We start from the raw sequence: 25,299 nt of genomic DNA, 5'->3' as shown, positions 1-25,299 counted from the left end.
AGTATGTGGTATATTGAGATGCAGAGTTTCATATTTCAGCATGAGAGAAAGAAGGAGTAAGGGTGTCACGTCTTGTATATTTAGCACTTATAGTACTTAGTCTCATATGGGGCGGTTCGTTCTATTTCATCAAAATGCTTCTTCAGGATTTCGGTCCCTGGGGTATTGCCTTTCTGAGATCTGGAGCGGGCTTGCTCACCATCGTATTCATAATGCTCCTGTTAAAGAAGCCATTTGGCTTGCGTAGCATCTCATGGATTCCCATGACAGTAATGGCCTTGATCAATACAGCCTTTCCATGGGCACTCATTGGATTGGGTGAGACACGCTTACCAAGTAGCATGGCATCGGTATTGAATACTACGACTCCGGTGTGGACTATTATTGTGGGTGTTTTATTTTTCGGGTCTGTATCTAATAGGAGACAGTGGCTAGGAGTAGGGATCGCAACGCTAGGAATTATTGTATTACTGGATATCAATCCTACAACGCTCATTTCGATGGATGTGTTTGGATTAGCATGTATGGTTGCAGCAGCAATTTGTTATGCGATTGGATCGCAGCTATCTAAGAATATTCTTACAAAAGGGTATTCGATGTATCAGGTGACCTTTGGAACTTTGCTATGCACGATGATAGCAAGTGGAAGTATGGCTTTCGCTACGGAGGGAATTTCTTTATCTAAGCTTGCTTCGGGTTCAAATATTCTAATGATTATTGGGTTAGGTGTGTTTGGATCAGGGATCGCGTATATCCTATTCTATTTCATGATTCAAAAAGGAAGCCCTGAGTTTGCAATGATGGTGACGTATCTCGTTCCTTGCACGGCTATTATCTGGGGTTATACTTTATTGAATGAACATATAAAATGGACGTTATTGGTCGGATTAATGATTATTCTCTTTGGAGTTTTCATAGCGAGTCGTAAACCGAAGGGACTAAACACATTGATGTAGGATGCCGCTATGATGACGGTTCGTCCTTCCGATCGCTGTTGCCCTCCGATTTCTTGATTATATACCGCACAGCGGTTGAAATCAGAGGGCAAAGCTTGTGGGCGAGCGCTATCGCTTCTTCAGGACAATTCCGTCATCGTAGCTATATCCCACGCATATTTTTATCAAGAACTTATCTTGGAGTTAGAAATCCAACAATGGAAAGCTATCCTTACGAAATTTCTCAACGGTAGCATTTAGCTTATAGTTGTTATCTTTCAGAACATCCATGTAGGTTTGAAGTTTCCTTAAATAACCGATATTTGTAGGTCCCTGCTTAGTGAGCAGAGATAAATAGGCAGCTTTGGCTTCGGGATTCATTGTTTTGGATTCATAATCAAATAGTGGCGTATTGTTCTGTCCATAGACTGTATTGATGACATATTGCTGATATAAGTCCTCAACCTGTTTTGTTCGATTAGAGTTGGGATACAAATTTACAAATGTTTCTTGTGACAAAGCACGCTGACTGATCTCATTCCAGCTAATGATAAGAGCAGCATCCTTGGCTGGTGGATTAGCAGACTCGACCGCCATGATATCGATGTAGCTCTTAATATCCTTCATGACATAGGGATGGTATTTCGCGAATCCTTCATAGTCAATGACTGGAAAGAAGTTTCCTTCTGCGGTCTCAAGTTTAAATCCGCTATCTTGTGCACCTTGAAATAGTGTACGTAAGGTTGAATCTGTAGTTCGTGCCATTAGTGTGGCGAAAGTGTCATTCTGCTTATACAACTTTGCAATGTTCTCCTGGATGGATCCTACAAAGAATTTATCACTCCATGCTTCAAGTCCTGCCCGTTGAGCATTCTCAAGTCGAAGCGTCATCAGAGTCGCCTGATAAGAGTTAACTTCATAAATATGAGACTTGAGAAAAGTATGGGACGCCTTGAGTTTATTAGGTTGTTGTACTAACTTCAAAAACGTATTGTATACATGATCGGCACGGTTCGTAACAATCGAAGATGGCGCGATGGCAACGGTATTGTTAGATGCGTTGGCGGTTGATAGCTCACTTGAAGCATTCACAGCTACGGTTCCCGAGGCTTGTGTGGTAACTAGTAGAGCAAGAATAGCAGCAGAAATTGTAAAGGATTTAATTTGCATTAGGTTATTACCTCCTTTTAAATAGAACAATCCATCCCAGTAAACCTATGAAAGCAATAAGAAGACTAGCCCATGGCTGAACAGTGAAGACTGGCAAGAGATTTCCAACCAGGTAACCAATCATCAAGATCACTACCATGACAGCAACGAATATACCGATGGTCTTCACATTTATTGTTGGCTTCGCATTTGATTCCTCTGCATTCCCTCTATTCAGTAAGTTTGTAACCGCTTCGATTAACAGAATGGAACCAAGGGCAATAATAATGAGTGAAAAGAGACTGATTTGATTAAAGGTAGTCATCGTTCCCCCAAGCCATTGTGCAGTAAAGCCTACTAAAGCTTCCATGAAGAAGAACATCGTCAATGCTACCCAAGGAATCATTATATAGTATCGAATGCCGGTGATCGTCTTTCTTTTAACAAGAGTAGCGACTTGGGTACGGCTATAATCCTCCGCATCATCTCCTAATAACTGACGTGCGGTTATGCCTTTTTGTTGCGCATCTAGCACTTGATGTGCTAATTTCAACAGCAATTGTTCGCTTTGAGTCCGATCTGCCTGGCTACTTCGGAAGTAGACCACGATGTCTTCGTAGTAATCTCTATTGTCAGCTGTCATTTGTTCTCTTAATTTATTGTTTTCTTTAATCATATTTTTAATTGTCATTGTAAACTCCCCCATCTAGTTCAAGTATAGGAATTCTGAAGATCGTTTGCAATATAATGAGTCGATATGGATGTAAGTAATTGCTGTATGATCCTCGATGCTTTGCCAGGTATGGGTAATAGAGATATCATTATAAGAATGATAAGGTATCATCATCACCATAAAGGGGTACGTTATATGATCAATTTACAGGAAATGCGGAATATGATTACGGGGTCTAATAAACATTCAGTATTAGCATTCGTGGGAATGTTCAGACCGATTGATTTGGCAGAGTGTTTAGAACAATTGAATAGAGAAGAACAACTCAAATTAGTGAAGCTACTTCCACCAGGAGTGTCTGCTGAAATACTGGAGTATTTGGAGCCTTTACTCCAATATCAAATTCTATATCATCTGGAGGGAAGTTTGACTTCTGAGGTGCTGAACGAGATGTCTGGCGACGTAGTAGTGGATATGATGTTGGCTATACATCGATATCAGGCAGTGAAGTTACTCGATTTACTTCCAGAGGATTATCGTCAGAAAGTTCAGACATTAATGACATATCCCGAGCAGACTGCGGGAAGTTTGGCTACGATTGATTATATTGCAGCGAGTAATATTTGGACCATTGAATCGACATTGGCGCATATCCGAAAAGTTGGGAACCAAGCTGAAATTATGGCTTATATTTATGTGACAGGGGTTAAAGGTGAGCTTCTAGGTGTAGTTTCATTGAAAAAAATCATCTTAGCAGAACCTAAAACGCAATTGTTGGAAGTTATGGATGATGCCATTTCTGTACCTGCTACGATGGAGCAAGAGGAAGCGGCAGAACTTTTATCGCGATATGATTTGGTTGCGCTCCCAGTTGTGGACACCCAAAACCGGCTTATTGGAGCAATCACAGTGGATGACTTAATTGATGTTATGCAAGAAGAAGCAACGGAAGATATTCAAAAATTAGGTGGAAGCCAGCCATTAGAAAATGCTTACCTAAAAACTTCGGTGTTTCATTTATACAAGAAGCGGATTGTATGGCTATTGATATTGTTTGTTGCTGAAGCCTATACGGGTTCTGTATTAAGGCACTATGAAGCAACGCTATCGGAAGTCATATCATTGGCATTCTTTATTCCATTGTTAATTGGTACAGGAGGAAATACGGGAACTCAGACGGTATCCACATTGGTACGAGCGCTCGCTGTTGGAGAAGTAGCCTTCCGGGATATGTTTAAAGTAATCAGGAAGGAATTTAGCGCTGCATTCATGACTGGGGCCACCATTTCAATTATTGCATTTCTGCGGGCATCGATGCTCGGGGTAGAATCGAATATTGGGTATGTTGTGGGTATAACAGCCATGCTGATCGTATTATGGGCCTCGTTGGTCGCAGCTATTCTACCACTCATCTTACACAAATTGAAGGCGGATCCTGCAGTCATTTCCGGACCACTAATTACTACGTTAGTGGATGGAACAGGTCTAGTCATCTACTTCACTGTTGCTAAACTAATATTAAATCTATAGATTGACATTCCCTTTTTCGCGATGTTACAATAAATCAACTAATACACACTAAACTTATCGGATTTGTTGATATATATAGAGTTGAGGGGGAATACGATATGGAACGTCACATTATTATTAAGCATAAAGAAGAGGAGTTAACAGCGAATATTCATTATCCATCTTCAATATCGAAGACAGAAGGACGAGGCAAAGAACGAGTACCTCTTATTGTCATATGCCATGGATTCGTAGGGAATCGTATCGGTGTGGATCGTTTATTCGTGAAGACTGCACGTGATATGGCAGGAGAAGGATATATGGTTGTTCGATTTGATTATATCGGTTGCGGAGAAAGCACGGGCGATTATGGTGAAGAAGGCTTAGAATCCATGATTGATCAGACTCGTACCGTACTTGATTATGCTCTGGCTTGTGCTGATGTTGACCCAACACGTGTTACCTTAATTGGACATAGCTTAGGTGGGGCAGTTGCGATACTGACTGCGGGACGTGATCGTAGAGTTAACAATCTCGTTTTATGGGCGGCTGTTGGTTACCCTTTCAATGATATTGTCAAAATAACGGGTCGAGAAGTGTATGATACAGCGGTTAAGACAGGTAAATCTGACTATTTAGGATATGAATTGAGCCCTGACTTTTTTGAATCACTTGCGCCGTTCCAACCTTTTCAACAGGCAAGTAACTTTAATGGAAATGTGTTAATTATACATGGGACTTCGGATGATTCGATTCCTGTAGATTATGCATTCCTATTTCAGAAAATATTCTGGATGCGATCAGAAGGTAGCTGTGATAAAGAAATTATTTTTCAAGCGGATCATACCTTCTCCTCAGGATCACATCGTGAAATATTACTTCAGCGGACGAAAGATTGGTTAAATCAACAAGAGAAAAATCAACAAGAATGGCATAATTGGACGATTTAGCATTTTATAGGTAATAAATATTGTCAAGATACCCCCATAAGCTGTAAAATAGTGAGTAGCAACGTATACTAGTGTATGGAGGTTGACATCGATGACATTACCTTCTCTATTTGTAGCTCACGGCTCACCAATGCTAGCATTGGAAGAGCACGAATATACCCACTTTTTGCAAGAACTAAGTCGCCAATTGATGACACCAAAGGCTATCGTGCTATTCTCAGCACATTGGGATACACCAGATCAGTCTATGACTGTAGATGACAAGCACAGTACGATGCATGATTTCTACGGATTTCCAGAGGAAATGTACAAGCTTACTTATCCTGTAGCTGGGGATCTCGAACTGAACAAAGAAATCGTTAATATTTTCAAGAGAAATAATTTGAATTATGTACCTGTACAAGGGCGTGGACTTGACCATGGAGCTTGGGTTATTCTGCAGAAGATGTATCCAGATGCTAATATTCCAGTCGTAGAACTATCTGTAGATTCAAAGCGATCACCGAAGGAACAATATCATATTGGCGCGATGCTTACGGAACTTCGCAAGGAAGGTGTACTAATCATCGCAAGTGGTGGGCTTGTCCATAACTTAAGGAAACTCAATAAAGCGGAACAGCCAGATGATTGGGCCGTTGAGTTTGATAATTGGATCGCTGAACAGCTAGAACAATGGAACTTGAAGTCTTTATTCGAATATCAACATAAGGCACCTCATGTTGATCAAGCCGTTCCTCATTATGGTGTAGAGCATTTCATTCCGCTCTTTTATGCGATGGGTGCAGCAGATGATGAACGTAAGGCCAGACGACTATTTCAAGACTATCAATACGGGAATCTCAGTCTAAACTGCTGGATGTTCGGCTCTGTATCAGATTCGTAATGACTTAACTCAGACCGATAGATGCATAACATTAAATAGAAGAAGAGCAGGACTTATGATAAGTCCTGCTCTTCTTCTATCATTTACATAGCACTTTTGGATCTTAGATGAGGAATCTGTGTTGATGGTGTCTTATTCTCATTGTGGAATAAGCTACGGATATACGGGATTACCCAACGGTCTAGCCCGATACGCCCACCATTAGCGGCGGAAACGACGATGAACATTTCCATTAATAACATTTGAACGTTGGTGCTTACTGTTCCCGATAATAAGAAGGCCGAATTCATGACCATGGCCATTAGTGCAGCGAATGTAGTGAACATTCCAAGAATTAGCCCCAGTCCTACTAATGTTTCACCTAATGGAATAAGTATATTGAAGAAATTTACACCTGGTAATGCGGCATGTTCCAAGAATGCGCCCCACCAAGCTTGAACGCTAGGGTTATCACCAGTACTCTTTGCAATAGCACCTTGTAGGAAGCCGCCCGAGTCGAAGCCACTGATTAATTTATGAATACCACCGGTAAACCATTGATAACCTAGATAAATACGGACGAATGTAAGGATCCATGCAACAAATTTATTAGTTCTTAGTGTATGATTAAACATTTGATACTCACTCCTCAGTGTATAGTTATGTGTCTGTGAAAGATAATCATCTTTGATATCCTTAGTATAAGTGAAACGATTCACATATAGTTGTGATTTAAATCACAAATTTAAACTATATTTTAAGAATATTAAATATAAGATTAAATGATTCATCAATATTAGAAGATGTTGACAGACAAGTAGCATTTAATATGATTAAATAGTAGGAACGATAGACTTATTATACAAGGAGGAATAATCATCACATGAACCAATTGAAAATTAAGCAAATTCTAAGCATCGTACTCATGCTATTTATTCTTTCATCCTGTTCGAATTCGAAAGAGGAAGTAGAGATGCTATTACCTGATCCATCTCCAGTAGTAGAAGAAGTTGAACCAATAGTGGAAGTTGGGCCTATCAATCAACACACAGCTCTGCTTACGGGGCTACCTATAGAGGAACCCTCCAACGCACGACCGATTGCGGTGATGATTAACAATGCTCCGGCAGCTAGACCACAATCTGGATTGAGTAAAGCGGATATCGTCTATGAAGTGCTTGCAGAAGGAGGAATCACAAGACTCGTTGCTATCTTCCAGAGTAACAATGATGCCGTTACGGTTGGTCCAATACGAAGTATCAGACCTTATCTTATTGAAATAGGGGAGCTATATAATGGATTACTTGTGCATGCAGGTGGAAGTCCTGAAGCCTATTCGATCTTACAGAAGCAAAAGAAAGATGATCTAGATGAGATCGGGAAAGCAGGTTCCTTTTTTTGGAGAGATAAAAGCCGTAAAGCACCGCATAATTTATACTCGGATACGGACAAGCTACGAGCAGGCGGAGAGAAATTGAATTATGCTCAAGATGTAACGATACCAACCTATCCATTTAGGGCAGAGGATGAGGTTATAGCAGGTGAGAACGCAGAAAAAGTGGATGTTACCTTCCTACAGAAAAGCTATATGGTTTCCTATGAATACGATGTGGATGGTAAAGTCTACAAACGATTCATAAATAGTAAATCACATATAGACCTAACGACCAATTTGCAACTTGAAGCGACTAATGTGATCGTAATGGGGGCGGATCATCGTGTGCTTGATGATGTCGGAAGGATTTCAGTTGATATCAATCAAGGTGGCGAAGCGCTAATATTCCAACGTGGGCAGATGATAAAGGCGAATTGGATTCATCGCAAAGATGATGTTATTCGATTCGTGCAGGGTGAGCAAGAGATTCCATTGGTTCCGGGAACGACTTACATAAATATTGTACCTAATGATCCTTCGTTTGAGGGTCATGTGACGGTGTCGAATCCTTCTTTAGAATGATGTGAAATATTCAAAATTTGTCATAATAAATTTCATTTCATCACAAAAAATATACTTTTGTAAAATATAATGATGAACTATGTAAAAAGAACCTAATTTGATTACACAAAAGAGATTCAGATTGTGGTAGAATAACAAGGTTGTCAATTGAATTGGGCAGATGAAATTATGACAATATTTCTGTAAAGGGGTAATCAAATGAGATTGAAGAAGAAGGACATTTTTTTTGAAACGATGGAGAACATGGCAGATAAGATTGTACAAGCTGCTGATTATTTTGCTGAGAATGTTGCGAATTTCAAAGATGTCAATGCATTTGCAACTCAAATGAAAAAGTATGAGTCGGAGTGTGATGAGTTTACACATATCATTATAATAGAACTCAACAAAACATTTATTACACCGATTGATCGAGATGATATCTTGGCGCTCACATCTAGCCTAGACGATGTAATAGATGGATTAGAAGCTACAGCTTCCCGATTCTATATGTATAATCTTGATGCGCCGGACGAGTATATTGTGCAGTTTGCAGAGATATTACGTCAGTGCGCTTATGAAATACAGAAGGCTATTCACTTGCTATCTCACAAGAAGTTGCTTGCTATTCGAGAATACACCATTCGTTTGAACGATCTAGAGAATCAAGGGGATGACCTCCTTCGAATTTGTATCAAGAACTTGTTCGCAACCGTTAGTGATCCTATTCAACTGATTAAGAAGAAAGAAATTTATGAACGTCTAGAGCAAACTACAGATACTTGTGAAGACGTGGCTAATATGTTGGAATCAATTATTATGAGCAATTCTTAAGGGGTTTACGAACATGGAAACATCATTATTTGTGTTAGGTATCGTCATTTTTCTCGCTCTAGCATTTGACTTTATTAATGGGTTCCATGATACAGCCAACGCTATTGCAACATCTGTATCCACCCGTGCATTGAAACCAAGAGTTGCTATTATTATGGCTGCGTGTATGAACTTCGTCGGAGCAATGATGTTTACCGGTGTAGCCAAGACTATTGGGGGGAGCGTAGCTGACCCTGCAATGCTCGATAACGGGCTACAGGTAATCATTGCGACTCTACTTGCCGCTATCATCTGGAATTTGGTGACGTGGTGGTTCGGTATTCCATCATCCTCGTCACATGCGTTAATTGGTGCATTAGCAGGGGCAGTACTCGTAGGAGCTGGATCTAGCCAAGTGAATTGGGAAGGATTTATTGGTATCGTAATGGTACTCATCTTCTCCCCATTAATTGCATTCGTTGTTGGTTATATCTTTATGACAGTCTTGAAATGGATATTTGCGAATAGGAGTCCGCACACGGTGAATAAGGGATTCCGCACAATGCAGATAATGACAGCAGCCCTGCAATCATTTACACACGGAACGAATGATGCGCAGAAGGCGATGGGGATTATCACATTTGCTCTAGTCACATCAGGAAGGCTTGACACATTTGAGGTACCGCTATGGGTTAAGATATCTGCAGCAACCGCCATGGCGTTAGGTACTTCCGTTGGTGGATGGAAAATTATTAAGACGATGGGAACTAAAATCTTCAAAATCGAACCGATTAATGGTTTTGCCGCGGATATGACTGGAGCTTCTGTCATATTAACAGCGACGGTCCTTCACATGCCTGTTAGTACAACACATGCCATTACATCAGCTTTATTAGGTGTTGGAAGTGCGAAGCGGGTATCTGAAGTGAAATGGTCACTTGCGGGAAGGATCGTTATAACTTGGTTTATTACGATTCCAATTTCGGGTCTGCTCGCTGGTTTGATATTTAAAATCTTATTCTAAATGATGAAGGCCAATCGCCGAAGGTTGGCTTTTTTTCTATTTAAATACACGGGGATTGTACCAGAAAGGATAAATGATGATTAGGACACTTGCCATTACACACTCACATGAAGTAAAGATTGGGATACCATTAGAAGAAATCCATATGGATGATTATCTATGGATCTGGACGGATTTCAGTTCTCCTACACCAAAGGAAGCGTTACTACTAGATACGTATTTTCATTTCCATCCACTAGCTATCGAGGATTGTATGCATGTACTGCAACGGCCGAAGCTGGACTTTTATGATGATTTACAATTTCTTGTTCTCCATGCGCTGAATCCAGATACGTTAAAGGTTGAGGAGGTGGACCTATTTCTAGATCATAATCTACTGGTTTCCTTTCACCATCGACAGCTGTCTGAAATTGACGATGCATGGTCCCAAGTTATTGAGCATGCCCATGAGCGTATAATATGGTCCCGTGGCCCGGTTGGTTGCGCATATACCCTGATTGATATGATGGTAGATCGTTATTTTCCATCGCTCTACAGTATAGAAGATGAGTTGGCTGAGCTTGAGAATCAAGGAAGTAATGAATCTGTTGAAGAATTGATGAAGCAAGTGTTTGACTTACGAGGAAGATTATTAAAGCTTCGACGGACCATAGTTCCGATGCGGGACCTGATGTATCGAATTATTAATTCTCAGCATATAAAGAATAGTGGAGAGCACACGGTGTATTTTGCCGATATTTATGATCATTTGATCAAGCTAACCGACATGATTGAGGCTGATCGCGAAATGACGGCTGATTTGCGTGATAGCTATATCTCGCTCAATTCCAATCGAATGAATGCTATTATGAAGACACTCACCGTCATTACGGTCATCTTCATGCCTTTGACTTTAATTGCAGGGATTTACGGAATGAATTTCATTAATATGCCGGAACTTAACTGGAAATATGGTTATGCTATCGTGATGGCGATGATGTTCTTGCTTGGCGGTGGCATGGTGATGTGGTTCATTCGACGTGGCTGGTTTAAATAGGAAGAGTGCTGTTGTATAAATGCGGCACCCTTCCTGGAATATATGATGGAGTGTATATAAGACAGGATGACTTTATTTCTTTTTGTAGGTTGAACGTTTCTTGATCTGCGTGGGCTTGGTGGTGTTTGTGGATTTACGGCGTGATATCTGTTTCTGTTTATTAGTAGAAGATGACTTCTTGCGTCGACGTTTGGGGGGAGTGTAGTATAAGTCATCGCCCTCTAAGGAAGTACTTTTGGACTTCCCTTTTCCGAAGGAGCCCATCATGAGTTTGATCATAGGAGCCATTTGTTGGACACCAGCCATGACTTTCTGGAACTTTCCCATGGAGCTGACAATCCCGTCAACACCTCCCATTCTATCGATCACACCTTTGAGTTCACCTAAACTAGCAAGAGAGAATCCACCTGCTTTGGCAGCAGTTTCCGCAACAGGTAATAATGTCGTAGTTGCCGTTGCCACGGGATCAATCAATTCAGCCGCACCTAATTCGTTCAGCCCACCCCCTTGATATGGTGTTAACCCGGAGGATCCAAGCTGTGGAACATCTCCTGAGGAATTAATTCCAGGGTATGAATTGTTAGATGAAGGCGAAGAGAAAGGACCGAGTGAACGCTGGTTGTTCGGAGAATTACGATGGTAGTGCTCTGCCATGATTATCACTATCCTTTTCAGATTGGTTTACAACACTGTATGTGATAGGCGAACATAAAGTATGGACGAATGCCTGGGTAATACGGGATAGGAGCGGAAACGGGCGTAAGCCTATAGAAGGAAAATGCTTAGATAAATCATGTTATGTGATGAAATTGTCAATTTACTTTAATACGTGAAATCGTTAATGCTTGAAAAGATCGTACCGACTAAAGTACAATGGGATTACATAGTAATAGTAGGGGATGATTAGTGGTGCAATTAAAGAAGCTCAATGACAAGAACGTGGATCAATTATTTGAAGCAATATTAACTCTTAAAAATATAGAAGAATGTTATGTCTTCTTCGATGATCTGTGCACAGTGAATGAAATGCAATCACTTTCTCAGCGACTGGAAGTGGCACGTATGTTAGGAAAAGGATCGACATATAATCAAATAGAGGCAGAGACGGGTGCTAGTACAGCTACAATCTCCCGTGTGAAGCGTTGTTTGAATTATGGTAATGATGGTTATAAAATGTCATTGGAACGTTTAGGGCGGTAACAACATGAAGAGTCCTGGTATATTAATTATTAGCCATGGTTCGAGGGAATCATCCTGGGTAGAACTAGTGGATGAAGCAGTGAATCAATTACCGCTACAGGATCCTATTCCTGTGGCGGTTTCGTTCTTGGAGTTAGTAGACGGTAGGTTGATTCAGGATGGAATAAATCACCTTGAAGAACAAGGTGTGACTGACATCGTGGTCATTCCACTATTTGTATCTTCGGGAAGTACCCATGTTGATGAAATTGCTTACGCACTAGGGGCGAAAGAGATGGCAGATTGCGATACCGACCTTGCTCCTTTTCATATTCAAGCGAATATACATTATGGTATTCCGATGGATGATGATGACGATGTTGCTCAGATGATATGGGATAAGGTACAATATCAATTCACAGAACATGATCAGAAAGTGATTCTCCTCATAGGACATGGAAGTATTTATGATCAATTTCGCCAACGCTGGGAACTGGGAATATCATCACTAACTGCTAAATTACAACGAATTAGTGATGCAGCTGCCGTAGATTACGCGCTGTTGAACCCGGATTCTGTAAAGGAAAGAATGGCGTATTGGCAAAATGAACGAGGATATGAAGTGATTGTATTTCCACTCTTTTTAAGTGAAGGATATTTCACTCAAAATGTGATACCGAAGCGACTTGATGGATTTCAATATCGCTATTCTGGTGAAGCGCTATTGCCACATCCATTATTAACTCATTGGATAGGTAAACAGATTTATGCTATGTTACAAATGATTAAATATTGAAAACAGGTGGTTTCTTGTATGAAGAGAGCAAGGTTGATTTATAATCCGACCTCTGGACGAGAGGAAATGAAAAGAAGACTGGCTGATATACTAGAACGGCTTGACCAAGGTGGTATTGAGACTTCGGTCCATGCTACGACGGGTGAGGGAGATGCTACTCGTGAAGCTGCGGACTCCATAGAACGAGGGTATGATCTGATCATTGCCGCAGGTGGTGATGGTACGTTGTATGAAGTGGTCAATGGTATGGCGGGAAAAGAGAATCTTCCACCGCTTGGTTTATTTCCGCTCGGAACGACGAACGATTTCGCTCGAGGTCTTGGAATTTCTAAGAACTGGGAAGAATATTGTGATCTGATTATTAAACAAGAGACAAGACCAATCGATGTAGGTAAAGCAAATGATCGTTATTTCATTAATATTGCAGGTGGAGGAACACTTACAGAATTAACATATGATGTACCAAGCAAGCTGAAGACATTAATCGGACAACTGGCTTATTATCTTAAAGGGATTGAGAAGATGGTACGTTTGTCCCCCCAGGAACTCATCATTAAAGCGAATGGGCAAGACAATCTTCATGATGAATTCATGCTGTTCTTGATTGCTAATACGAATTCTGTAGGTGGCTTTGAGTTGCTAGCACCTAGTGCTCGTATTGATGATGGTCTTTTTGATGTGATTGCACTAAAGAACTGTACGTTGCCTGAATTCGTTCGTGTCGTCAGTATGGCGATCCGTGGAGAACATCTTAAAGACAAGAAAGTGATTCATTTCCAAACGGATTATATGGAAGTTACTTCACCTGGTGAAGTGTTGCTCAATCTTGATGGAGAACTCGGTGGTACTCTACCTGGAACATTTGAAAATCTCAAACATCACTTACAGATTTTCGCGAAATCGTAAGTTAAGGAAAGAAGTGAATATAGCATCATGAGAAGAAACCGTGGCGGTCGGCAATCTGATCGTCGGAGCAATCCAGTTCCATTGATCGGATTACCGGTATCCAAGAATGATGAAGTCTTGATTGACATCATTGGTATGAACCATGACGGGGAAGGGGTAGGCCGGACAGAAGGCTATACCCTTTTTGTGCAGGGTGCGCTCCCAGGAGAAAAAGTTCGTGTGAAAGTGTTGAAGACGAAGAAGCAATATGGCTATGCCAAGCTTGTGGAAATCGTTGTTCAGAGCCCAGATCGCATGGAGGCGCCTTGTCCGATCTATGACCAATGTGGCGGCTGTCAGCTGCAACATATGGACTATACAGCACAATTGGCGTGGAAGCGCCAGTTAGTAATGGACAACCTAGTGCGCATTGGAAAATTGGATGTGCTAGGTGAAGGGGAGAGTAGGGAAAGTGCCGGGCAGGGAATTAGTGGGGAAAACGCTGAGCAAGGGATTACAGTGTTACCTACGCTTGGAATGGATGATCCTTGGCGTTACCGTAATAAAGCCCAAGTGCCTATCGGAGAATTCGAGGGAGGGCTTGTAGGTGGTTTCTATGCACGAGGAAGTCACCGAATTGTCGACATGGAAGCATGTCTTATACAGCATGAGAACAATGATGAGATCGTCTCCCATATTAAAGCTATCGGCCGTAAGCTCGGCATCACAGCGTACGATGAAGAAACAGGGCAAGGCCTGCTTCGCCACGTCGTTGTCAGAGTAGCCTTTCGTACCGGAGAAATGATGGTCGTATTAGTGACAAATGGTGCGAAAATTCCAAACGTAGAGTCTTGGATTACTGAGATTACAAAGGCTATGCCAGCTGTAACTAGTATCTGTCATAATATCAATTCCAAACAGACGAACGTCATTTTCGGTGATAAGACAAGCGTGCTGTGGGGAAATGAAGTCATCTATGATTATATCGGTGATGTTAAATTTGCCATCTCTGCACGCTCTTTCTATCAAGTGAACCCAGCGCAGACCGAAGTGTTGTACGGAAAGACCTTAGAGTATGCAGGATTAACTGGCGCAGAAACCGTGATAGATGCTTACTGTGGAATTGGTACGATATCACTATTCTTAGCTCAGCATGCGAAGCAAGTCTATGGGGTAGAGATTGTTCCTGAAGCCATCGAAGATGCTCGGGCCAATGCTGAATTGAACGGCATGAGCAATGTGGAGTTTGAAGTGGGTGCATCCGAGGACGTTATTCCACGCTGGAAAGAGCAAGGCATCACGCCTGACGTGATCGTCGTCGATCCACCGCGCAAGGGCTGCGATCCACGATTATTGGAGACGATCCTAGCGATGCAGCCGGAGCGAGTTGTATATGTGAGTTGTAATCCCTCGACGTTAGCGAGGGATTTGAGAGTGCTTGAGGATGGCGGCTACCGCACAGTTGAGGTGCAGCCGGTGGATATGTTCCCGCATACGGTGCATGTGGAGTCGGTGGCGCTGCTGATAAAGAATAATACAGAATGTTGAGCCCCTTATAAATGCTGGGTTTTAGTCTGTAGAACAGTATCATCAATATCGGTAGTACAGACGACTAAAAAGTGCATTGATGTAAAAATTGATCGGAGAACAACCTAAAAGAACATAAAGATGACGCCAGGAATTGTTGATCCTGTGCGTCATCTTTGTTGTCAGGAGGTTTTATTTTCCCTGAACATGATGTAATTGCAGTTAAAGCCGACAATGAAAATGCTGGCTTAGTAACTAATATCTCTGGTTATCTAATCTATGTACTACACGATGAAGACGGGAAATCCCATTATCCCAAGATTGAAAATCAACAAGTTAACCAAATCAAAATATTTAGGGGTAATTTGTTACTACGTGAACTGATTGGAGAGGATTTAAACTCTTTTCGCCTCTTATTCAACCAGCAAGGACCACACAATGAATTTCAATTCGAAAAGGGACCTGAGTACACAGTTCTGTTTATAGGTGATAATTCGTTAGGGTATAACTATGGGGTTATGGAAAAGGATGGGCACTTTGGACTTCCTCATATTGAGAGCAAACTGCCAGATGAGATCATAGACTATTTTAAGTAGTTAGTTATCATTGTGCTAACGAAGTACGATAGCACAACGGTGGATGCGATCCATCGCTTGTGTTGCATTGCTGGAAATCCGCTCAGCTAACTGGCAGGATAGAGGAACAGACGGTAAGGTTGTTCTCGAACAGAAGAACAAATTAATGATATGATGTTGTAAATGGAACAGGCTAGTCGAGCCTATTTTCTATTTTCGTGAGGGAGTCGATAAATGGGTATGGGAAGTACGAATCAATGGGATGCGGAATGGGAAGTATCAGAAGAATTGGCTCATAAATTAATAAGCAGTCAGTTTCCGCAGTTAGTTTCACAAAGCGTACAACAACTAGGATACGGCTGGGATAATACTGTTTTTCTTGTCGGGGCCGAATATGTATTTCGCTTTCCAAGAAGAGAAGTTGCAATTAATTGTTTAAGGATGGAAGGAAAGATACTACCTAAGCTTAAAGATTATTGTTCCATTGCATATTCGTTACCGCTATTTTTTGGGGAAGGGGATTATAATTATCCTGCACCTTTCCTAGGCTACCCCTATTTATCAGGAGAGTTTCCAATCGGATTAACTGATAAGCAACGTGCGTTATCAGCAACAACGCTCGCGCAATTTTTAAAAAGCTTACATGCATTCCCTGTGCAAATTGCCCAAGAAAATGGAGTTCAACATGACCATAGAAATTTGATTGATATTGCAATGCGTAAAGAAAAGTTGCATAAATTCATTTCCGACCTTGCCCTTCATTTTAGTGAAGAAGAGTATCGTGAAATATCGAACTATTTGGAACAGCTTGGAATTGAAAAAGTGAAACCCAAAAACGTATTCCTCCATGGAGACCTTCATTTTAAAAATATGCTGGTAGACGAGAATGGAATAGTTTCAGGGATTATCGACTGGGGGGATATCAATATCGGACATCCTGCTTGCGACTTGAATGTCGCGTATAGCTTTTTGCCTCCCGATGCGCGTTCAGACTTTTTCAAAGAATATGGGGATGTCGATGAAGAAACGAAGATATTAGCTCGATTGATAGCCATATACATTCCCATTTTGATCATGATGCAGGCAATTGATTATAAAGATGAAAAGTTGGTTGCTGAAGCAAAAGCGATCATAAAACGTGCTCTCGCTGATTAATAAATGTCATTCAGCTAACGGGACACGAGAGTTAAACAAATAAGGAGTAGACCTGCCGAGGTATCTGCTCCTCTTTTCTATTGAAGTAACGGGCAGTTTACAATAATGATCAATGCATATTGGAAAGAGGCTATCATAATTAAACATCTTCATTGTTAGGACTTAGTAATCATGTGAAGGAGAAATAAAATGAAATCAAATCGACTGTTATGGATTGCTTTGCTATTAGGAATAGCTGTGCCAGCTATAGTTACAATAGTTGTTGCCTATTTAATTTTTGGTGACTTAACTGAGGCTGTTAAAGCGATGTACAGCTTTCGTGGTCAACCCAACAGAACAAAAGACGCTGTAGCTTCGTTATTTTTGGTAATCTCCTCTTTGCTCGGCATCTATTCATTAATTAGTACGATTGTTTTTAGCTATTTAATTTGGAAAGTAAGTGATAGTACTTTAAAAGTCACAGAAAGGTCGGAGAAGTTAGAAATTCAAAGGGATCAAACAGTTATTCAAGAGCACGCATTAATTGTATACTATGATGTTCAACGACAAATTACTAATCTAGTTGATTTATATAAAAGTTTGGTTATAAGTAATAAGGAACCGAATCCATCTCGACTATACCTAAGTACTGATTGGATGAAGAATGTTGCTTCCCTCAGGAATGAACTCTCAGAGCAAGAAATGAAATATCTTTTTCGGTTTTATGAGGAGTTTCTGACCTTACAATCTATTCTTGAAATACATAAGGAACCAGTCGAAATAACAAAACATGTGAAAAAGCTTTCTGAGAAGTATCTTGTAGAGGGAGTACCAATGCAAATAATAATTCAATATTCACATTGGTTAAGTACAGAGAGTAAGATGTCACTGAAACTCCTTGTTATTATCCGAAAGGTTCACAAAGCTACTTTTCCCTCGAATAAAATTAAAGAGGATTTGATCAAATTTGACGGTGAAGGGGATGTAATGAATATAGATGTCGATAAGTATCCCTATTTTAGAGAGGGGAGCACTTCAACGCTATTTGATGCTCTTGGTAATAAAATTCTTGTTGGTTCTTTTACATATGGCGGAGCTGAATTTCGGGGAGGTGAAAGGATTTATGGATCACCGTCAAGTGTTGCATACAATATTGTAATTCAAAAAGCAGAGTCGGACGAAGGCCCCCCAGTAATAACTAATGTAATAATCCATGACTTTAAAGCAGAAAAAGATATCTATAACGCTGAAATAGAGAATAATGAACCTGTTAATGGTTTGGTTATTAAATATAATGCCGAAGACGAGAAGATGTACGAGGGTTATCTAATGGATGGTAAAAGAGAAGGTGAGGGTACATCTTATCGAAAGGAAAAAAAGTGTTTTTCAGGTATCTGGGAGAAGGACTACCCGAAGAATGGTGAGTTAAGAGAAAACGGGAAGCTAGTTTTTAAAGGGGAGATTAAAAACGGTATTAAACCATGGGAAGGGGAGGCATTCGAACTTACAAGGGATTCCTTTTATGAATTTACGGGTATTCTGAAAAATGGTCTTCCTTATCATGGGTCGGGTTATAATTTTAGACAGAATCAGTACGGGTTAAGCTATGACGAGGAACTTGAGCATGAATACATTGATCCCGAGTATGAGCAGGAGATGCATAGACAAATGTTCGAAGACGATCACGCTCGACAAAACGAGAAGGCTCGTAAAGCACATAGGTGGGAGGAGTATATTAAGGCAGATTGGACTACTGGTGAGGCTACAGATAAAGATCCAATAGAATCTAATATTAGAGTATTATATTATAAATAATTTATTGGATAATCAGCTCATTTGAAAAAAACTGCTTTTGGCGTGACGGTTAAACATTTTTATAATTTGAGTATTGGGTCTGTCAGTCGGTCTCAATAAATAGCTTTAATTGCCATGATGATGCCGTCGAATTATTCAACTAACGGGACACGATTGTACTTGCTGCCGCAAACCATGCGTTAAACGAATGGTTTATTTATAGACTTTTGAAGGACAAGCCTGCTAGACTTTTGTTATTCTGTTATAGTGAGCTTAATTGTTATTGAGACTGTCAAAATATTAATCAGGGGTGTCAAATTAGGATGGAAATTGATCTGAAACAAAGATGGACACTTGGATATTCACTCGGAAGTGGTGGCTTTGGAAGAGTTTTTGAAGCTAAAAATGAAAACGGTGACGTAAAAGCAGCAATTAAACTCATTCCAAAGACGCCTGGCGCAGATCGTGAGCTTTTGTTTGAAGATCTTAGTGGTGTTCGTAACATAATCCCCATAATTGATTCCGGTGAATTTGAGGATAACTGGGTTCTTTTGATGCCACGGGGAGAAAAGTCTTTACGTGACCATCTTAATGAGAAGGGGAGTTTATCTGTTTCTGAAGCTGTGAATGTCTTATCAGACATTGCTACAGCATTGTCTGATATTAAGGGTACGGTTGTTCACAGAGATCTTAAACCGGAGAATATCCTGCTTCTTAATGGACAATGGTGTATATCCGATTTTGGGATAGCACGGTATGCAGAAGCTTCGACTGCAGCAGACACTCATAAGTTCTCTTGGACGGGTGCCTATAACGCACCGGAAAGATGGCAATATTACCGTGCTACTGCAGCCTCGGATATGTATTCGTTGGGCGTTATTGGTTTCGAACTAATCACAGGTCGACGACCGTTTCTCGGTATTGATCCTAGGCAAGAACATCTAACGCAGAATCCTCCTCCGTTGACTGGTTGCCCGCCGCTTTTAACAGCTTTAGTAGCTCAATGTCTGATGAAGGCTCCAGAAGTACGGCCGTTAGCCGAAAACTTCTTGGCTCGCCTTACTCCAATCCTTCGCCCATCATCTGGAGGTGCTTCACTTCTACAGTCAGCTAATTTAGCTCAGTCTCAACAATTAGCCAGTGAAATGGCAGCACGGTCAGCAACTGAGGATGAGGATCAGCGAAAGAAAGAGATTGTAAAATCCGCAAGTCAAATTTTTTCTATGGTTCTCAACCAACTAGAACAATCAATCCGTGATAATGCTCCGAGCGCAACGATAGAACAAATAAGAAACAAGTGGATTGGGACGACACGGAAAGTCCAGATCCTTGATAATGGTGGGGATTACTCACATGGTTTGTCCGCCAAATTAGGACCTTCCACACTAACAGTTCAGCCTGTTGAAGAGACCAATAACAACAATTGGGGGCATTCCAAGCCAGCCTTTCAGGTGCTGGCACATACTTCAATTGAAGTTCGAATTCCACCAAACAGCTATGAATACGAGGGAAGAGGGCATTCACTCTGGTACTGCGACGCTGAAGAAGAAGGGGTATTCCATTGGTACGAAACCGCATATATGTTTACGCCAATAATCAATAGGAGAGGGCGCCAAAATCCATTTTCTCTCTCACCCGGTGAAGAGTCCGGAAAAGCTCTTAGTCGAGCATTGACGGAATTTCAAGTGTCTTGGCCATTCATTCGGATCGAAATTGGCAATGAAAATGAATTTCTTGATAGATGGATGACTTGGTTCGCACAGGGAGCAGTGAACCGATTGTCTTCCCCTTCATCCATGCCAGAAAGAGATACAAGCGGAACGTGGCGTCAGTAATAAAGTAAAGCTGGTCAAAATTCCAACCGAGTGTTTTTAGTTCAATCTGTTGGGTGTCAAGAACATTAATAAATTTTAGGTGTTGTCGGACGCATAGAACTTCTATACACTGCCGTGGGCCAAAAAGTACTCCGAGTTATTAAGCTAACGGGACACGATAGTGGAATAGCGGTTGCTTCGGCAGCCGTTTTTTATTTGCTAAACTAACGGGCAGTTTAGCAAAATAATCACAACCGTATTCTGGTAATATAATTTTTAGGAGGAAGTCACTTCGCCAAGAGCCTGTAACAGTTTTACCTTTCTAAATTTAATAAAGGAAGCAATTCTCCAAGGTACTACATAGCTAAAAGCAACTATAAAGAAAAGCATACCTAGACTTGTTGGATCCATGCCAGAAAAATATTGTCTTGCTACGAATCGAATCACCACAACTGCAATCAAAACGATAAAAAAGGATTTATTTTTTTGTGCATAAATCTGTCCGTCCTGACGAATTTCATAGTTGGTAGTCAACATAAGAGGAACTGCCAGTAATACCCCGATCAAAGATGCTACGCCAATTTCCCGAATTTTCAAGTGGAATGGAAGTTGTGAAAACATAGAAATCACCGGAAATAAATAGAGTATCGGGAGCAAAATTTTGATCCCCGACCCTTGAATCGGGCGAAACATCGCCCTAGTGCGCCTCCAAAATACTAACCCTAAAATCACAACCATGAATCCATAAATGGTTAATCCGTTCACTTTTCATTCTCCTTGTTCGCTTATTGTTAGACGATTAAGTCTTGTTTTTCGTTTGCACCCTGATAATATCGCCCTTTATTAGGAGAGAAATAGTAACCTTTGTCAACAATTCCATGTTACTATAGTCACTCACTAGTATGAGATGTGACAGGTTCGCTCAGTTGCTAGAAGGAGGGGCTTAGCTCAGCTTGGAGCACACCTCTTGTTGGTTACACACTCGAAAAAACTATTCAAAAAGTAAGACAATTTGCACGGGGTCATTGCTCAGCTGGCAGAGCGCTACACTGGCAGTATAGAGGTTAGGGGTTTGATCCCCCTTTCCTAAATGGTTTTGGATATTATCTCTACGATATGGCAGGGTTATAAGATAAGTTTACATTTAAGAATGATCTCAATATTTGGTCAAATTACACGCTTAGACTCTTGTTGACGTGGTGCAACCATTCTTCCAAGTGTAAGACCGAACCATACCAAGAAAAGGATGAGTAGTAGCGCGATAACAGTACCTATCAGAAACGTCACTACATCTATCACAGCTGCGTCGAATAATCTATAAAGGGTATACGTGGAATAGGGGATTTCAAGTAACGATGCTGTGATGACACCTGGAGAGTACATTTTTAATGCAATGGTCACCCCAACATGTTTAATACCATCCAGCAAAATCACGGCAACGATTCCAACAAACAGCATATTTAGTTTGCCGTTACTGTCGAAATCTTTTATAGCCAAGTATGTTATTAAACTAAGAAACGAACCGAGCAGCAATACCGCAAACGTAAATTGAAATATGATGCGCTTTTCCCAATTAATCAGGCGGTTTCCCATAGCTAAAAAAGGATGGTCCTTATTTACCCTCAGACACTTCTCTAACGTCACAATTTCTTCTCCGTCATGGATGAAAAATATGATCGGCAGCAACCATATCAAGGTTTTTGTGCTGATAAGTTCATTTATGTACCATAACATTATCATCGCCTTCCTTTCGTTGCATTGTACGGATAACGTAGGCGAAGAAACGTAGCTTCAACCTCTTGGGCAGAAGCTTACTGACGCCTGCATATAAGAATCGATTATGCCATCCTGGGACAATAAGTGATTTTTTCCCAAGGTTACGTATGGCTGCTGTGACGACGGATGACGCACTCATTGCTCCAACGTCACTAATGCCTGCAACCTCTTGAAATTCCGTCTTCGTTGCCCCAGGACATACGGTTAGCACATCGATTCCCTCATGTTTCAATTCATATGACAAACCTTCTCCAAAATAAGCGTTGTGAACTTTCGTAGCGGAATAATGTGTCCAGTAAGGCACAGGACTGAAAGCGACACTGGATGAAACGAAAACAATACCTCCGCGCTTGCGAACGGCCATTTGCTTGCCGAACGTATAGGCCAATAGAATAGGCGCTAAACAATTGACATGCAGCATATCCAATTCTTTCTGTATATCGTTCTTCAAAAATGCACCCGTGATGCTGAATCCTGCGCAATTGACTAATAAGCCAATTTCAATCGTATCTGTTATAGCAAGGATCCCAGTTAAAAAATCTGGCCGAGTTAAGTCAACGGCGGCTACTTTTATCTCTACTCCATGCTCCTTAACTAAAGTCTGTGCCAATTCATTCAGCTTGTCTTCACGGCGTGCAACCAATACCAGATTCATCCCGCGACTTGCAAGTTGCTTGGCAAATTCGGCGCCAATACCGGAGGATGCTCCAGTTATTAAGGCCCATGAGCCATATGATTCGATAAATGTACCCATATCATTTCACTCCTAAATAATAATTAATTGAGTACTCACTTAAATTAGAGGAAAAAAGAATGGCTGCCGTGGACTGTTTCATTATAGACAACTGCAATCAGCTATATTTTAGCTATTGTTGTACGATCAGGCCATGCAACAGCAAATGCACAAGATGGCGAATGTATGGCTCTTCTTCGAGCATGAAAACGTTGTGTCCAAAGCGGGAACGGATAATAACGTATACGAGAATAGATGACGTGAGCGACATCATGGCAACTTCATAAGAACCTTCATCCCATTGCTCACTTGAAGTTCCATTGTTAAGTGTGATACTGCCAATTGTACCGATATTCTTGATCAGATGAAGCACCCCTTGGGATACCGTTTCATCCTGAATCATTTCTGGAGACCAAATAAGCATAATGTAATCTAAATTTTCCTTCAGAAAATGTAGGTATCTCATCCCGTAATGAACGAGCGCTTCCTCCAGCGGCAGTTGCGCAAGCTTTTCTTTCTCCTCCTGTATTCGCAACGCAAAAGAAAAATTGTTCACAAGATCGAGTAAAAGTTTCCGTTTATCGCCGAAATAGTAGAAAATAAGTCCTTCCGCAACGCCGCACTCATTCGCGATTTCTTTGGTCGTGGTAGCATGAAAGCCTTTTTGCGAGAAAAGCTTCAGTGCTGCCTTAAGAATAAGCTCCTTCTTGGATTCCTTGTCCTCTTTTATTGGCAAAATAATATGTCCTCCCTTTGAATACGAATATCATTTTATTTGAGTATATACTCAAATTTTGTCTTATGTTCAGTCCTTTGTCAAGAGGGGGTCAGAATGGGTGTGTTTCGCATCAGAGGTGTCAAACTAACCCTTATCACGTTTTTTTGTATTGTGGGGTTGAAGCAACGGTAGGGTTATGGGGAGCCAGTTATTTGGTTGGTGCAAGAGATGTTACGGCTGAGACGGTAGCCTGGTGGATATCTTTATAATATGGGAGGAATTACAGTGTGAAGGTTTATTACTGGCTTTATAACGCTGAAGGTTCTAAACTGTGTGTTAATCCGCTTAGGTCAGCTCGTTTTCATTGTAGGCGGAATTATCATCTTGCTTCCAGTGCCTACTCCGCTATTACTGATTGGATTCATTCTGGTAGGTCTGGTCTTGCACCCATCTATACTGGGCTGCTCCATGAAGGGCCACAACCCGGTAAGCTTTACGCTAACGGGACACGATAGTGCAGGGGCTTACTTGACTGTGGCTCCTCTTTTGTTTACTTAAGTAACGGGCAGGATAGTGCAGAAAGTACTAGCACTTGACAGGGTATAATATCGTCATATAGGTTTATATGGAATTATGTGGACAAAATATTTGACGAGGGGTTGATATAATGTTAGATGAAAAGAAACCGTTCTCTCATTCAGCAGATCCTCATGGGGCTAAAGCTAACTTTGATGTGAACGAAAAGAAACTTCATTCCCAAGGTGCTCCTGGTCTCTGGCGGCAAGTGACAAATTTACTCATTTTGATTGGAATCATAGCTCTTATTGCTATTTTAGTTAGAGTATTTTGAATAAATGTATGATCTTGAAAGCGAGCGGTATTTTCCCGAGATGGTGTTATTACCAGAGATCAGTATCCTGATTGGTTTGTAATTTTTAAGTCACCGATTCAACTAACGGGACACGATAGTTCGATTAGAAGTGGGGACGTGATAAACTCAGGTCCCCACTTGCGTTTTAGTGTGCTTGTTCTTGTAATTCTTTTTGCTCTTTCATTAAAGCTTCGTTTTTTTATTAATTTGGAGATAATCAGAATGGGGAGTATAAAATCATATCCAAATGGAGATATCTGTTATGGATATTCATATTAAGGAGTGATTTCTTTGGAGTTTATACTACATAACACGGTTATTTTTAACGAAAATATCGATGAAAAATTTAACGATGTGATATTGACTTACATGAATGACTTTATTGAAGAAAAGGTGTATAAATTAACTATTAGTTTTCATGTAAACCTCTTGAATGAACACGAATCACTTAGTAATTAGTCGAATTTACACTGCATCTAAACCCTCATTCCCTACTATGTAAAGAATTAATAAACCCGTGATATTACAAATAAAGCCGTGCTAAATATCAAATAAAGTCGTGATAAAACCATTAAATCGCTAAATAGAGCACGGTGCAACCCTAGATCCA

At 40.8% G+C, this 25,299-nt stretch carries 25 protein-coding genes, 1 tRNA gene and 1 pseudogene; 19 read left to right on the top strand and 8 right to left on the bottom strand.

Going from position 1 to position 25,299, the window contains the following annotated elements:
* The first annotated feature begins 62 nt into the window (after nucleotides 1–62).
* Nucleotides 63–956, top strand: coding sequence for a DMT family transporter (locus AC1TO8_RS18225; protein ID WP_482057048.1), 894 nt, complete (start codon nucleotides 63–65; stop codon nucleotides 954–956).
* Nucleotides 957–1,139: 183 nt separating this feature from the next.
* On the opposite strand, the gene AC1TO8_RS18220 is transcribed toward AC1TO8_RS18225, so the two are convergent.
* On the bottom strand, nucleotides 1,140–2,105 hold the full coding sequence (locus AC1TO8_RS18220; RefSeq protein WP_482057047.1) for a hypothetical protein: 966 nt from the start codon (nucleotides 2,103–2,105) through the stop codon (nucleotides 1,140–1,142).
* Nucleotides 2,106–2,112: 7 nt separating this feature from the next.
* Nucleotides 2,113–2,775, bottom strand: a complete 663-nt coding sequence (locus AC1TO8_RS18215; protein ID WP_482057046.1) for a DUF1129 family protein — start codon at nucleotides 2,773–2,775, stop codon at nucleotides 2,113–2,115.
* A 177-nt stretch (nucleotides 2,776–2,952) separates the two neighbouring features.
* Between AC1TO8_RS18215 and mgtE the strand changes: the two genes are divergently transcribed.
* The 3 genes from mgtE (at nucleotide 2,953) to AC1TO8_RS18200 (ending at nucleotide 6,099) form a co-directional block, all read left to right on the top strand.
* Nucleotides 2,953–4,287: a magnesium transporter gene (gene mgtE / locus AC1TO8_RS18210; RefSeq protein WP_482057045.1), complete on the top strand. Its 1,335-nt coding sequence runs from the start codon at nucleotides 2,953–2,955 to the stop codon at nucleotides 4,285–4,287.
* A 98-nt stretch (nucleotides 4,288–4,385) separates the two neighbouring features.
* On the top strand, nucleotides 4,386–5,216 hold the full coding sequence (locus AC1TO8_RS18205; protein WP_482057044.1) for an alpha/beta hydrolase: 831 nt from the start codon (nucleotides 4,386–4,388) through the stop codon (nucleotides 5,214–5,216).
* Between the two features lie 91 nt (nucleotides 5,217–5,307).
* Nucleotides 5,308–6,099: a DODA-type extradiol aromatic ring-opening family dioxygenase gene (locus tag AC1TO8_RS18200; protein ID WP_482057043.1), complete on the top strand. Its 792-nt coding sequence runs from the start codon at nucleotides 5,308–5,310 to the stop codon at nucleotides 6,097–6,099.
* Between the two features lie 83 nt (nucleotides 6,100–6,182).
* On the opposite strand, the gene AC1TO8_RS18195 is transcribed toward AC1TO8_RS18200, so the two are convergent.
* Nucleotides 6,183–6,713, bottom strand: coding sequence for a DoxX family protein (locus tag AC1TO8_RS18195; RefSeq protein ID WP_482057042.1), 531 nt, complete (start codon nucleotides 6,711–6,713; stop codon nucleotides 6,183–6,185).
* A 248-nt stretch (nucleotides 6,714–6,961) separates the two neighbouring features.
* On the opposite strand from AC1TO8_RS18195, the gene AC1TO8_RS18190 reads away from it, so the two are divergent.
* The 4 genes from AC1TO8_RS18190 to corA all read left to right on the top strand — a co-directional run bounded on the left by AC1TO8_RS18190 (nucleotide 6,962) and on the right by corA (nucleotide 10,887).
* The gene (locus tag AC1TO8_RS18190) at nucleotides 6,962–8,035 is read left to right on the top strand and encodes a DUF3048 domain-containing protein (RefSeq protein WP_482057041.1); all 1,074 of its coding nucleotides are present in this window, start codon (nucleotides 6,962–6,964) and stop codon (nucleotides 8,033–8,035) included.
* A 198-nt stretch (nucleotides 8,036–8,233) separates the two neighbouring features.
* On the top strand, nucleotides 8,234–8,848 hold the full coding sequence (locus AC1TO8_RS18185) for a DUF47 domain-containing protein (RefSeq protein ID WP_482057040.1): 615 nt from the start codon (nucleotides 8,234–8,236) through the stop codon (nucleotides 8,846–8,848).
* 13 nt (nucleotides 8,849–8,861) lie between these two features.
* Complete coding sequence (locus AC1TO8_RS18180) at nucleotides 8,862–9,851, top strand: inorganic phosphate transporter (RefSeq protein ID WP_482057039.1); 990 nt, start codon at nucleotides 8,862–8,864, stop codon at nucleotides 9,849–9,851.
* 76 nt (nucleotides 9,852–9,927) lie between these two features.
* Nucleotides 9,928–10,887: a magnesium/cobalt transporter CorA gene (corA, locus tag AC1TO8_RS18175; RefSeq protein ID WP_482057079.1), complete on the top strand. Its 960-nt coding sequence runs from the start codon at nucleotides 9,928–9,930 to the stop codon at nucleotides 10,885–10,887.
* Nucleotides 10,888–10,959: 72 nt separating this feature from the next.
* Here corA and AC1TO8_RS18170 read toward each other — a convergent pair whose 3' ends face one another.
* The gene (locus AC1TO8_RS18170) at nucleotides 10,960–11,541 is read right to left on the bottom strand and encodes a tyrosine protein kinase (protein WP_482057038.1); all 582 of its coding nucleotides are present in this window, start codon (nucleotides 11,539–11,541) and stop codon (nucleotides 10,960–10,962) included.
* 255 nt (nucleotides 11,542–11,796) lie between these two features.
* Between AC1TO8_RS18170 and AC1TO8_RS18165 the strand changes: the two genes are divergently transcribed.
* The 8 genes from AC1TO8_RS18165 (at nucleotide 11,797) to AC1TO8_RS18130 (ending at nucleotide 20,612) form a co-directional block, all read left to right on the top strand.
* Complete coding sequence (locus AC1TO8_RS18165; RefSeq protein ID WP_482057037.1) at nucleotides 11,797–12,087, top strand: YerC/YecD family TrpR-related protein; 291 nt, start codon at nucleotides 11,797–11,799, stop codon at nucleotides 12,085–12,087.
* 4 nt (nucleotides 12,088–12,091) lie between these two features.
* Complete coding sequence (locus AC1TO8_RS18160; protein WP_482057036.1) at nucleotides 12,092–12,862, top strand: sirohydrochlorin chelatase; 771 nt, start codon at nucleotides 12,092–12,094, stop codon at nucleotides 12,860–12,862.
* 18 nt (nucleotides 12,863–12,880) lie between these two features.
* The gene (locus tag AC1TO8_RS18155) at nucleotides 12,881–13,768 is read left to right on the top strand and encodes a diacylglycerol kinase (protein WP_482057035.1); all 888 of its coding nucleotides are present in this window, start codon (nucleotides 12,881–12,883) and stop codon (nucleotides 13,766–13,768) included.
* A gap of 27 nt (nucleotides 13,769–13,795) precedes the next feature.
* On the top strand, nucleotides 13,796–15,295 hold the full coding sequence (rlmD, locus tag AC1TO8_RS18150) for a 23S rRNA (uracil(1939)-C(5))-methyltransferase RlmD (RefSeq protein WP_482057034.1): 1,500 nt from the start codon (nucleotides 13,796–13,798) through the stop codon (nucleotides 15,293–15,295).
* 155 nt (nucleotides 15,296–15,450) lie between these two features.
* A complete protein-coding gene (locus AC1TO8_RS18145; RefSeq protein WP_482057033.1) occupies nucleotides 15,451–15,870 on the top strand; it encodes a hypothetical protein in 420 nt (139 codons plus the stop codon).
* 219 nt (nucleotides 15,871–16,089) lie between these two features.
* Nucleotides 16,090–17,004 carry a phosphotransferase gene (locus AC1TO8_RS18140; protein WP_482057078.1) on the top strand — a complete coding sequence of 305 codons (915 nt, stop codon included), beginning with the start codon at nucleotides 16,090–16,092 and terminating at the stop codon, nucleotides 17,002–17,004.
* 219 nt (nucleotides 17,005–17,223) lie between these two features.
* The gene (locus tag AC1TO8_RS18135) at nucleotides 17,224–18,798 is read left to right on the top strand and encodes a hypothetical protein (RefSeq protein ID WP_482057032.1); all 1,575 of its coding nucleotides are present in this window, start codon (nucleotides 17,224–17,226) and stop codon (nucleotides 18,796–18,798) included.
* 302 nt (nucleotides 18,799–19,100) lie between these two features.
* Nucleotides 19,101–20,612, top strand: coding sequence for a serine/threonine protein kinase (locus AC1TO8_RS18130; RefSeq protein ID WP_482057031.1), 1,512 nt, complete (start codon nucleotides 19,101–19,103; stop codon nucleotides 20,610–20,612).
* 255 nt (nucleotides 20,613–20,867) lie between these two features.
* On the opposite strand, the gene AC1TO8_RS18125 is transcribed toward AC1TO8_RS18130, so the two are convergent.
* Entirely contained in the window at nucleotides 20,868–21,329 is a 462-nt protein-coding gene (locus tag AC1TO8_RS18125) for a CcdC family protein (protein WP_482057077.1), read from the bottom strand.
* Between the two features lie 280 nt (nucleotides 21,330–21,609).
* Here AC1TO8_RS18125 and AC1TO8_RS18120 point away from each other — a divergent pair.
* Nucleotides 21,610–21,680, top strand: a tRNA-Ala gene (locus tag AC1TO8_RS18120).
* A 78-nt stretch (nucleotides 21,681–21,758) separates the two neighbouring features.
* Here AC1TO8_RS18120 and AC1TO8_RS18115 read toward each other — a convergent pair.
* From AC1TO8_RS18115 to AC1TO8_RS18105, 3 genes are all read right to left on the bottom strand, one after another.
* Nucleotides 21,759–22,325 (bottom strand): HXXEE domain-containing protein, encoded by a 567-nt coding sequence (locus AC1TO8_RS18115; protein ID WP_482057030.1) that lies wholly within the window; start codon nucleotides 22,323–22,325, stop codon nucleotides 21,759–21,761.
* Nucleotides 22,306–23,121 carry an SDR family NAD(P)-dependent oxidoreductase gene (locus AC1TO8_RS18110; protein WP_482057029.1) on the bottom strand — a complete coding sequence of 272 codons (816 nt, stop codon included), beginning with the start codon at nucleotides 23,119–23,121 and terminating at the stop codon, nucleotides 22,306–22,308. The genes AC1TO8_RS18115 and AC1TO8_RS18110 overlap by 20 nt, the downstream gene beginning before the upstream one ends.
* A gap of 112 nt (nucleotides 23,122–23,233) precedes the next feature.
* Nucleotides 23,234–23,836 (bottom strand): TetR/AcrR family transcriptional regulator, encoded by a 603-nt coding sequence (locus tag AC1TO8_RS18105; protein ID WP_482057028.1) that lies wholly within the window; start codon nucleotides 23,834–23,836, stop codon nucleotides 23,234–23,236.
* Nucleotides 23,837–23,944: 108 nt separating this feature from the next.
* On the opposite strand from AC1TO8_RS18105, the pseudogene AC1TO8_RS18100 reads away from it, so the two are divergent.
* Together AC1TO8_RS18100 and AC1TO8_RS18095 are read left to right on the top strand one after the other, a co-directional pair.
* A pseudogene (locus AC1TO8_RS18100) lies at nucleotides 23,945–24,297 on the top strand (MFS transporter); the annotation flags it as partial.
* Nucleotides 24,298–24,485: 188 nt separating this feature from the next.
* Nucleotides 24,486–24,668 carry a hypothetical protein gene (locus AC1TO8_RS18095; protein ID WP_482057027.1) on the top strand — a complete coding sequence of 61 codons (183 nt, stop codon included), beginning with the start codon at nucleotides 24,486–24,488 and terminating at the stop codon, nucleotides 24,666–24,668.
* The last annotated feature ends 631 nt before the right edge of the window (nucleotides 24,669–25,299 follow it).

This window comes from Paenibacillus sp. Y859, assembly GCF_056786405.1.
The sequence above is the reverse complement of the archived record's forward strand: the minus strand, read 5'-3'. Positions and strand labels throughout refer to the sequence as shown.